This is a genomic window from Saccharopolyspora sp., from assembly GCF_017434145.1.
Classification (GTDB): Bacteria; Actinomycetota; Actinomycetes; order Mycobacteriales; family Pseudonocardiaceae; genus Saccharopolyspora_C; species Saccharopolyspora_C galaxeae.
Genome location: NZ_JAFRFW010000404.1, coordinates 1 through 9,701 on the forward strand (window position 1 = coordinate 1; position 9,701 = coordinate 9,701).

10 protein-coding genes are annotated in these 9,701 nt (G+C 69.1%); 4 read left to right on the forward strand and 6 right to left on the reverse strand.

The window, feature by feature from the left end:
• Positions 1 to 473: 473 nt before the first annotated feature.
• Together IJH84_RS11000 and IJH84_RS11005 are read left to right on the forward strand one after the other, a co-directional pair.
• A complete protein-coding gene (locus IJH84_RS11000) occupies positions 474 to 1,829 on the forward strand; it encodes an MFS transporter (RefSeq protein ID WP_295143569.1) in 1,356 nt (451 codons plus the stop codon).
• Positions 1,822 to 2,664: a MaoC family dehydratase N-terminal domain-containing protein gene (locus IJH84_RS11005; protein ID WP_295143572.1), complete on the forward strand. Its 843-nt coding sequence runs from the start codon at positions 1,822 to 1,824 to the stop codon at positions 2,662 to 2,664. The genes IJH84_RS11000 and IJH84_RS11005 overlap by 8 nt, the downstream gene beginning before the upstream one ends.
• A gap of 47 nt (positions 2,665 to 2,711) precedes the next feature.
• On the opposite strand, the gene IJH84_RS11010 is transcribed toward IJH84_RS11005, so the two are convergent.
• The 6 genes from IJH84_RS11010 to IJH84_RS11035 all read right to left on the reverse strand — a co-directional run bounded on the left by IJH84_RS11010 (position 2,712) and on the right by IJH84_RS11035 (position 9,130).
• The gene (locus IJH84_RS11010; protein WP_295143575.1) at positions 2,712 to 3,446 is read right to left on the reverse strand and encodes a hypothetical protein; all 735 of its coding nucleotides are present in this window, start codon (positions 3,444 to 3,446) and stop codon (positions 2,712 to 2,714) included.
• Between the two features lie 298 nt (positions 3,447 to 3,744).
• Complete coding sequence (lysX, locus tag IJH84_RS11015) at positions 3,745 to 7,074, reverse strand: bifunctional lysylphosphatidylglycerol synthetase/lysine--tRNA ligase LysX (protein WP_295143577.1); 3,330 nt, start codon at positions 7,072 to 7,074, stop codon at positions 3,745 to 3,747.
• Between the two features lie 121 nt (positions 7,075 to 7,195).
• Entirely contained in the window at positions 7,196 to 7,339 is a 144-nt protein-coding gene (locus IJH84_RS11020; protein ID WP_295143580.1) for a hypothetical protein, read from the reverse strand.
• 220 nt (positions 7,340 to 7,559) lie between these two features.
• Complete coding sequence (locus IJH84_RS11025; RefSeq protein ID WP_295143583.1) at positions 7,560 to 7,955, reverse strand: Imm1 family immunity protein; 396 nt, start codon at positions 7,953 to 7,955, stop codon at positions 7,560 to 7,562.
• 105 nt (positions 7,956 to 8,060) lie between these two features.
• Positions 8,061 to 8,255 carry a DUF397 domain-containing protein gene (locus IJH84_RS11030; protein ID WP_295143586.1) on the reverse strand — a complete coding sequence of 65 codons (195 nt, stop codon included), beginning with the start codon at positions 8,253 to 8,255 and terminating at the stop codon, positions 8,061 to 8,063.
• Complete coding sequence (locus tag IJH84_RS11035; RefSeq protein ID WP_200072314.1) at positions 8,237 to 9,130, reverse strand: helix-turn-helix transcriptional regulator; 894 nt, start codon at positions 9,128 to 9,130, stop codon at positions 8,237 to 8,239. Before IJH84_RS11035 ends, IJH84_RS11030 begins: the two co-directional genes overlap by 19 nt.
• Positions 9,131 to 9,281: 151 nt before the next feature.
• On the opposite strand from IJH84_RS11035, the gene IJH84_RS11040 reads away from it, so the two are divergent.
• Together IJH84_RS11040 and IJH84_RS11045 are read left to right on the forward strand one after the other, a co-directional pair.
• Positions 9,282 to 9,461: a hypothetical protein gene (locus tag IJH84_RS11040; protein ID WP_295143590.1), complete on the forward strand. Its 180-nt coding sequence runs from the start codon at positions 9,282 to 9,284 to the stop codon at positions 9,459 to 9,461.
• On the forward strand, positions 9,458 to 9,701 hold a 244-nt coding region (locus IJH84_RS11045; protein ID WP_295143593.1), incomplete at its 3' end, for a hypothetical protein. The genes IJH84_RS11040 and IJH84_RS11045, both read left to right, overlap by 4 nt.

Genomic DNA, 9,701 nt, shown 5'->3' on the forward strand with positions numbered 1-9,701 from the left:
CCAGCAGCGAACGCCGCGCCAGTTCGAGGTCGTCCGGGCCCGGGGTGAACTCCGCGGCCCAGCGGGCGAGGGTTGCAGCGGTGCTGGTCATGTTCGCCGTCCATCCTGACCACCCGCGGCGGCCTCCGGGAAACCCGACAGCACATTTGTACGGCCAATTGCGTCGCCAGGTCAACGCCGCCCGTGCAATGCCGCGCGGTCGACGCCGCACCGCGACCCGGCGAGCGGACCGCTCGTACCCCTCCACTCCAGGAGCGAACGGCCCGTTTGACCAATCTATTGGGGCCAACAGTCCGTTCACTCGACGTCGATGGCGCCGGAGCGGGCGAACCGGCCCGATGGGTTGACACCCGGCGACCCCGATCACAAACTGACGCAACGTTTTGTACGGCTAAATCCGATCCGGCCGTTCCGCCGCGGCGTCCGCCCCGGCTCTCCCCCTCTTGCGGGCTCCCTGATGGAGGTCTGTGTCCATGAGCGGTTCACCCCTGCTCGCCGCGCTCAGCGGTGCGCGCGTCGGCAGGCTGCACCGGCGGGTGCTGCTGACCGTGAGCGTGATGTTCTTCTTCGATCTGGCCGACCTCAACAGCTTCGCGTTCGCCGCCCCGGCGATCCGCCGCGCGCACGACTTCTCGGTGCACGACGTGGCGTGGGTGACCGGTGTCGGGTTCGCCGGAATGGCCGTCGGCGCGATCCTCGGCGGCAGGCTCACCGACCTGCTCGGGCGCCGCGCCGGGATGTTGTGGTCGGTGGTGCTGTTCTCGGCGGGTTCGCTGATGAACGCGCTGATCACCGGCGTCGGGCTGATGGCGGTGGCGCGGTTCGCCACCGGGATCGGGCTCGGCGCGCTGACGACCGTGGCGATCACCTACCTCTCCGAGGTCACCCCCGCCGAGAAGCGCGGACGCTTCCAGTCGATCGCGCTGGGCACCGGCCTGATCGGCATCCCGGTCGTCGCGTTCCTCGCGCGCGGCCTGACCGGCACGCATCCCGAGTCGTGGCGGCTGCTGTTCCTGTTCGGCGCCTTGGGTTTCCTGCTGATCCCGATGCTGCTGCGGCTGCCCGAATCGCCGCGCTGGCTGCTGACCCGCGGCCGCTACGAGGAGGCGGCGGCGATCGTGCGCCGATTCGCGCCCGAGCACACCGGAAACGAGCAACAGCCCGCCGAAGAGCCACCGCGAGCCAGGATGGCCGACCTGTTCGCCCCGGGGATGCGCCGCAACACGATCGCGCTGATGGTGGTGTGGCTGTTCGCGCTGGTCGGCTTCTACGGTTTCCAGTCGTGGATCCCGACGCTGCTGGCCGATCACGGGCAGGACTTCGCCAAGAGCCTCACGATGTCGGCGTTGACCACGGTCGGCGCCGTGCCCGGCGCGTTCCTGGCGTGGCCGTTCATCGACCGCTTCTCGCGCAAGAAGATGGCGACCGTGCTCGGCCTGATCGTGACCGCGCTCGGCGTGGGCTACGGGCTCGCGGACAACAGCGCGCTGATCGTGGTGTTCGGAGTGCTGGTCGCGGCGTTGACGCAGACCTACATCGCGGTGCTGTACTCCTACACGCCCGAGGTGTTTCCCACCCACCTGCGCACGGCCGGTGCCGGGCTCGGCAACGGGCTCGGCCGGATCGGGAACGTGGTGGCACCGCTGGTGATCGCCACGATCTACACGACCCCGTCGCTGGGCTATGCGGCGGTTTTCGTGTTCATCTCGGGTTGCTGGCTGGTGGCGACGGCGACGCTGGCGCTGTTCGGCGTCGAGACCAAGCGCACGTCGCTGGAACAGCTGCACGAGGGCAGGATGGCGCCGGACGAGAGGAGCATCGGTGCTTGAGGAACACTTGGCGGGCTGGTCCCCGGAGGCGCTGACGGAATCGGATCCGATGCCGCCGGAACCCGCGCGGGCGCTCGCGGCCGTGCTGGAGACGCCGGACGAGTTCGGCGACGAGTCCGAGCTTCCCGCGCTGTGGCACTGGATCTACTTCCTGGAGTGGGCGCGGCACGGCGAGCTCGGCCCGGACGGGCATCCGCTCGAAGGGCACTTCCTGCCGCCGATTCCGGACCGCAGGAGGATGTTCGCGGGCGGGCGGCTCACCCTGTCGACTCCGCTGGTGCTCGGTCGCCCCGCACAACGAAAGTCCTCTTTGGACAACGTCGCGGTGAAGCAGGGGCGCTCCGGTGAGATGGCGTTCGTGACCGTGCGCAACGAGTATCGGCAGGACGGTGCGCTGCGGCTGGTCGAGGAGCAGGACTACGTCTACCGTTCCGGCGAGAGCGGCGGGAAAAGCCGACAGGAGCACCATGTTTCGCCCGCCGAGTCCGATGCGCCGTGGCAGGAACCGTTCACTGGTGACCCCGTCCGGTTGTTCCGCTTCAGCGCGCTGACGGCGAATTCGCACCGCATCCACTACGACGCGCCTTACGCGCGGGAGGTCGAGTCGTATCCCGGGCTGGTCGTGCACGGGCCGCTGCTGGTGCTGCTGATGACCGAGATGGCTCGGCGCCGCACCGGCCGCGGCGTGTCCTCAGTGGACTACCGGTTGAAACGTCCCGTGTTCGCCGGTGATCCGGTGCTGGTCACCGGGCACCCCGACGACAACGCAGCCGATCTCACCGTGCTCACCGGCCACGACACCGTGCACGCCCAAGCCCACGTCCAGCTCGCCTGACCGGGGCGGCGGAGCAGCCTGTCCTATCCGGCACCCGTCGCGCGGCTTCAGTGGAGTTCGACCACCCGCAGCGGCGCGGCGCGCAGGTCGGCCATGGTCCAGCTCGCACCCGCCAGGGCGCAGGCGAAGCGGGCGACCGCGCTCGGGTCGCGTTCACCGGGCTCGAAGGCGAGTTCCGCGATGGTTCCGGCGGCATCGTCGGCCGCTCGGACTTCTGCGGGCAGCTTGTCCTCGAACGGTCCGTCCACTTCGTCCGAATTGGTGCGGAACACCGCCCGCCCGTTCACCGCGTAGGTGAGGCTGGTCAAGCCGTTGATGCACTCGTGCAGCGTGATCGCCGGACCGCCTGCGGCCGAGAGCACCTCGGCGGGATCGCTGGTGGCGTCCCAGCCGCCTTCGGGGGCCGACTCCGGCACCTCCGTGGGGGCGGCCGCTCCGAGGATGCGCCGGAGGATCGGCAGCCCGCCGATCGCGACGGTCGCCCCGGCGTCGTCGTACACGAACGTCCAGCCGCCGATCCGGCCTGCCAGCAGCACGCTCATCGCCCGGGAGTCCGAGCCGAAAGCGGCCTTGGGCATCGAAACGCCCTTCGGCCGTTCCGCAGGCAACGTGCACGGCACCGCCGCGGAAGGATCGGCTTCCAACCCCCGCAGAACCTCGTCCGGGCTCATGTCCCGCACCAGGTGCAGAATCGCGTTCGGCTCCTCTTCGGCCATTTCGGACAACCAGATCGGGTACCCGTCTTCGTCCAGCGTTCCGGAGGGGAATCCGGGTGTGTCCATCCCCGCGGCTCCTCGTTCGATCGATTTCGCGCATCATGCCCGCTTCGGCCGCACGAGCGCTGCTGAGCGCAACGAGCACCGGGGAATCCCTTGTCGGCCCTTCCACGGCTCGTACCCGTTGCGGCGCCTTGAGCGGGAGCCATCCCGGGCTAAGGGAGAAAACGCGCCACCGCGCCGCCGAGTCCTCAATGGACGGACGGTCGAGTCGACCGGACGAACCGGCGGAGCCGAACGTCCTCGGCGCGGCGTCGCACGCGGAAGCGAACGGGCGGCCACCGGCGGTCCCGTCCGCCTGCGCTCAGCTCCCGACAGGTTTGGCCAGCGGGAACGCCAGCGTGTCCCGGATGGAACGCCCGGTCAGCAGCATGATCAGCCGGTCGATGCCGAGTCCGAGTCCACCGGTGGGCGGCATGGCGTATTCCAGCGCGGTCAGGAAGTCCTCGTCCAGCTCCATCGCCTCCGCGTCCCCGCCTGCGGCGAGCCGGGACTGCTCGGTGAGCCTGCGGCGCTGCTCGACGGGATCGGTCAGCTCCGAATACCCGGTTCCCAGCTCGACGCCGAACGCGACGAGGTCCCACCGCTCGGCCAGCCGCGGATCCGCTCGGTGCGGGCGCGCCAGCGGCGCGACCTCGGCGGGGAAATCCGTGTAGAAGGTGGGTTCCTGCGTGCTGGGCTCCACCAGCCGCTCGTAAACCTCGTGCACAACGGTTCCGCGGTCCCATTCGGGGTCGTGGGGAACACCGGCCGCCGCACAAGCCCGGTGCAGATCCTCCAGCGGTGTGTCGGTGGTGATCTCTTCGCCGAGCGCCTTCGAGATCGCCTCGTTGACGGTGATGACGGGCCATTCCCCGCTGAGGTCCACGTCCCCGTCGCGGCGGGCGATCTGGGCACCGTTGACCGCCTCCGCGGCGGCCTGCACCAGCCGGCGGCACAGCTCCCGCACGGTCCCGTAGTCGGCGAACGCCGCATAAGCTTCCAGCACCGTGAATTCGGGATTGTGCCGGTAGGAAACCCCTTCGTTGCGGAACACGCGGCCGATCTCGAAGAGTTTGTCCACGCCGCCGACGCAGAGCCGTTTGAGGTAGAGCTCCGGCGCGATCCGCAGGTACAGCGGCATGTCGTAAGCATTGCTGCGGGTGCTGAACGGCCGCGCGTTCGCGCCGCCGTGCACGGGTTGCAGCACCGGCGTCTCCACTTCGAGGAAGCCATCGCCGATGAGCGCGCCTCGCACCGCGTGCAGCGTGGCGCTGCGCGCGTGCAGTGCTTCTCGCGCTTGCGGCCGCATGACCAGGTCGAGGTAGCGCTGCCGAACCCGGGCGTCCTGGTCGGTGAGCCCCCGGTGCTTGCTCGGCAGCGGGTGCAGGCACTTCCCGGCCATCGTCCATTCCGTTGCCAGCAGGGACACTTCGCCGTGCGCGGAGGCCACGACGTCACCGGTCACCGACACCTGGTCGCCGATGTCCACCTGCTCGCGCCAGGTCCGCAAGGCGTCGCCGCTGCCCGAGGCCGTGAGCATCACCTGCACGTCGCCGGAGAAGTCGCGCAGGCTCGCGAAGCACACCCCGCCGTGGTCGCGCAGCAGCATCACGCGCCCTGCCAACGAAGTCCGGTCGCCGGTGCTGCTGTCGGCGGCCAGGCCACCGTGGCGGTCCAGCAGGCTGCGGCAGGATTCCGCTCGGGTGATCCCGGCCGGGTACGGGTCGAGTCCCCGGGCGCGCAGGTCGTCGGCCTTGTCCAGCCGCATCCGGGATTGTTCCGGAACGTCCCCGGAATCCGGGCGCGGTTCGGAAAGCGCCGGAACGCGGCGATGCTCGCCGGACGGCTCCTCGGGCGCGGCGACGGGTGCGGCACCCGGCACGGACAGGAAACCTTCCGCGATCACCGACGCGACTCCGATCCGCGCCAGCTCGCGGCGTTCGCAGAAGCCGACGAACCGAGGCGACCAGCGCGGCTGGTACTTGACGTTCGCGCGGTACAGCGATTCGAGCTGCCACCAGCGGGAGAAGAACAGCAGCAGGCCGCGCCAAGCCTGCAACACCGGTCCCGCGCCGAGCCGGGCGCCTTCGTCGAACGCCGAGCGGAACACCGCGAAGTTCAGCGACACCCGCTCCACGCCGAACCACCACGCCTCCTGCATCAGCGAACAGACCATCAGCTCCACGACGCCGTTGTCCGAACCGCCTTCGCGGCGCATCAGGTCCAGCGACAACCCGTGCCGTCCCCACGGGGTCAGCGACAACAGGCCGACCGGGCGCTGGTCCGCGTCCAGCGCTTCCACCAGCACGCATTCCCCGTCGGCCGGGTCGCCGAGGCGGCCGAGCGCCATCGAGAAGCCGCGTTCGGTGTCGGTGTGGCGCCATTCGCGGGCGAGCCGCATCGCCTCGGCCATTTCCCGCTGCGGCACGTCGGAGTGCCTGCGGATGCGTGCGGTGTACCCGGCGCGGCGCACCCGGTTGACCGCCTGGCGCACCGGTCGCATGTCCCGCCCGTCGAGGTTGAATTCCGCGGTGTGCAGGATCGCCTCGTCACCGAGCTGGAGGATCTTGAGCCCGGCGCGGGCGTAGGCGGCGGCGCCCGCTTCGCTGACCCCGAGCACGGCCGGTACCCAGGTGTATTCGCGGCACATCGCCAGCCAGCGGTCGATGGCCGGGCGCCACGCTTCCGGTTCGCCCAGCGGGTCACCGCTGGCCAGGCAGACCCCGGCGACTTCGCGGTAGGTGATGGCGGCCTTGCCGCTGGGCGAGAACAACGCGGCCTTGTCGCGGCGGGTGGCGAAGTAGCCGAGGGAGTCGCGTTCGCCGCTTTCCGCCAGCAGCGTTCGGATCCGCCGCTCGTCGTCCTCGCTCAGCGCCGAGGCGACCCGCTGGGCGCGCAGCATCAGCAACAGCGCCGTGAACAGCGCGGCCGCGCCGAACAGGCCGAGCAGCAGGTTCACCCAGGCGGGAGCGTGCCCGTCCCGGGCGATGTCGAAGGTCACCGCCCCGCCCAGCACCCGCTCGGCGGTCCAGGTCAGCCACTCCCACGGGTTCTCCAGCGATCCGGGCGCCAGCCACGCCAGCACGAATCCCAGGCCGACCGACGTGGTGACGAGCAGGGCGAACACCGATAGGCCCTGGCGCACACCGCCGCGCTTGGTCCGGCCGTAGAACTCGTCGCGCGCCAGCAGCAGCGCCGCGAACACGGCCACGCTGACTGCGAGGTTGACCGCGAAGACCCACCCGCCCCACTCCGGCGCCCGATATCGGCCGACTTCTTCGGCCAGCAATTCCTGATCGGTGCTCCACAGGAAGACCACGAGCGCATCGGCCAGCGTTTGCAGCACCATGATGAGCAGCAGGAGGCGGTAGGCGACGTGCTTGCGCCGTTCCAGCGCCGCGGCGAGCACCACGAGGAAAGCGGCGTACGCGAGGTTGGGCGGCGCGGGGAACACGAAGTCGTCCACGATCCGGCGGACCGGCTGGATGCCGCCGGTGACCGCCAGCCCCACCGCGGAGGCGACGCTGAGCAGCGCGATCAGCAGCAGCGCACCCGCCGCCGCCCGCGGTACCCGGGCGTGCCATCCGGAGCTGCTGCGCACCGCGTCCGCATCCCGCGGATCGGCCGCCGGCGCGACCGCCTCCCGAACCATCAGAACCTCCCTGGCGCACCACCATCGGCCCGCACGGCGAACGGCGGTGGCATTTCCGCCGCGCATGGATATCACCATCCGCGGCCGGTCCGATGACCTGCCCCGCCGCTCACTCCGCCGATCACCGCTGAGCGCGCAGGGTGAAGGACTCGCGCAGCACGAGCACGATGATCAGCGCGTCGAGTACGACCAGGGTTATCGAGTGCGTGTTCAACGCGCGCAGGAACTCGAACGCTACGAACGGCGCCAGCGCCGCGGTCGCCACCGGCGCGCTGCTCGTGGTTGCGCCCGCCCCGGATGGGCGCGTTGGCAACAGCAGACTGCTGGCAAATCGCCTACGGAACACCGTCAGCCGCCGGCCGACGCGCCCGCAATGCCACCTGCTGCGGTATGGGATCACCTGCAACGCAACTTCGAGAGCTGCTCCGTGCCCAGCGAGTACCGCACACCGATACGGTCGCTTCCGATCCTGTTCAATCGGTCGGTCAATCCGCGACCCACTCGACACAAGTCGGCTGACGCCGGCTGGCCAGGAACTCATCGAGGGCACTCAGCACCTGGTCGGCCGAGATCTCCTTGTACTCGGCGAGTTGAGCGTGGTGACCGCCGCGCCAGTAGTCCACCGGCTCGGTGTTGGAGCCGTTGGCAGAACGGTACGAAGTGCGGCCGTCCCAGTACGTCAGCACACCGCGGTCACCGTCGAGCCCGACCGACAACTTCGGCGCGCGCCGCTCGCTGATGTCCACGAAGAAGGTCCAGGCCTGCTTCGGCTGGTCCCGGTTGGCCCGCTGCAACGCCTCGACGATCGCGGCCCGGTCATCGATCGCCGAAACTTCCACGCCGCCTTCTTCGAGAAGTTCGGCGACAACCGCGCTGCTCATGACCGTTGCCCCCTGCCGCCGACGGTGTTCCGTCGGCGGCAGGGTGTCAGCAAGGTATGACAGCGAAGCACGCTCTGACGCCCGGATGCCGGCTCGCCGGAGCAGCTACTTCCGGTCGAAGCGGCCGCGCTTCACCGCGGCCACGAAGGCTCCGACGTCGACTCGCAAGGTGGCGCCGTCCGGGTCCTTCGAGTCGCGCAGGTAGCGCAGGTCTTCGGACAGCTCGACGCAGTTGGAACCAGCTTGGCTGCGACTGGACTTCACCCAGCGTTGGCAGTTGTTCACCGTGTTCGCTCCCATCGCTTAGCGGTCTCCGCGATCGCTCGCATGGACTCGTCAGTGTCAAACGACACCTTGTCTAGCTGATCAATAGCGTGACGGTAAACCTCGATATCTTCATCCTCGTGTAGGAGCAACGTTGACCGGCGGTTCTCCAGCTGAACAACGGGATCCGAGGTCTCAGATTCGACCAGCGTGAATGCGCCGTCCAAGGCAGGGTTCCAACCGCTCCGATACGGGATTACCCGCAAGGCGACGTTCGAGCGCTCACGCGTTGCGATCAGGTTCCGCAGTTGCTCCGCCATGACCGCCCGATCACCAACAGTCTGGTGCAGGACGGCTTCGCCGAGGTACACCACCAGGCTCACGGGGTCGGTGCGGCTCAAGATCTTCTGATGGCCGAGCCGGAGTGCCACCCGCGCCGAAACCTCGCTGGCAGGAACGCCGCCACCGCCGGTCATGATCCCGCGGATGTAGCTGGGTACCTGCAATAGTCCAGGAACCAGCAGCGGAGCTACCTCGGTAACTTGGCTCGCCAACTCCTCGAAGTCGATCAGAGCCGATAGCTGCCGCTCCCGCTCCGGCAGCGTCGTCGCCACCCACGGCGGGTTCTTCGCCTCGTACGCCAGGGACATGATCTCGTCGAAACGATCGCCGCTGACGCCGAGGGCGCTGAGGATCTGCGCGGTGCGTTCGGGCGTCAGCGGGCGTTCTCCGTTCTCCCAGCGGGAGATTTCGCCGGAGTGGCGGCCGATCCGGCCGGCCAGTTCGCGCAGGCTCGTGCTGCGGTCGTTGCGTTCCTTGCGCACCGCCAGGCCGAGCGCGCGGGCTTTGGGGGTCGCGGCCAAGTGTTGCTCCTCGCTGTTCGTCGGCGACCGCTCGACATCGATGTTCACCTGCTGCGCGCACGGCAACATCGTTGTTGCGGGCCTCGGGCTTCCAAGAAGATCACTGCTGCCGGGGAAACGGCAGCGACCACGTCGCTCACTTCTACCACGTGACTATCGCGCCACAGCAAGGAAAAACGACCGAGCGGGTGATCAGGAATTGCAGCGATACCAGGCACCGGAACAGCTCGCGGACCGCCGCGCCACCGAAGACGTCATGGCCGAATGGACGCTCGTGCAACGGAAATTGCGAACCTGCTTCCACTGCTCGCAGGTGTACCTCGGGCCGGAAGACGCCACGCGGTGCGAGAAGTTCCACGAAGGCGCGGATTCTCGATGACTTCGCGCGGATGGACGTGGATGACTTCGGTGCTGGAGTCGGCATGGCACCTCGTCCCGGAGCGGTTCGAGACGTTCCGAGCACCTTGCGCATGCGGGCATTTCGTCACCGGCCCGGTGCATCGGCGGCTGGCCGAGAACCCGCCCGCCACCGGGTTCCGATGCCGAGCCTGCGTCCGCGCCGCTGAAGAACCCCCCGACATGGCGCGGAAACCGCCCTCCCCCGAACGCCCGGCCCAAC

Bases quoted from the DNA above. Each gene is read 5' to 3' on its own strand.
- IJH84_RS11025 (WP_295143583.1), bottom strand. From the start codon at position 7,955: ATGAGCAGCGCGGTTGTCGCCGAACTTCTCGAAGAAGGCGGCGTGGAA.
- lysX (WP_295143577.1), bottom strand. From the start codon at position 7,074: ATGGTTCGGGAGGCGGTCGCGCCGGCGGCCGATCCGCGGGATGCGGAC.
- IJH84_RS11010 (WP_295143575.1), bottom strand. From the start codon at position 3,446: ATGGACACACCCGGATTCCCCTCCGGAACGCTGGACGAAGACGGGTAC.
- IJH84_RS11030 (WP_295143586.1), bottom strand. From the start codon at position 8,255: ATGGGAGCGAACACGGTGAACAACTGCCAACGCTGGGTGAAGTCCAGT.
- IJH84_RS11000 (WP_295143569.1), top strand. From the start codon at position 474: ATGAGCGGTTCACCCCTGCTCGCCGCGCTCAGCGGTGCGCGCGTCGGC.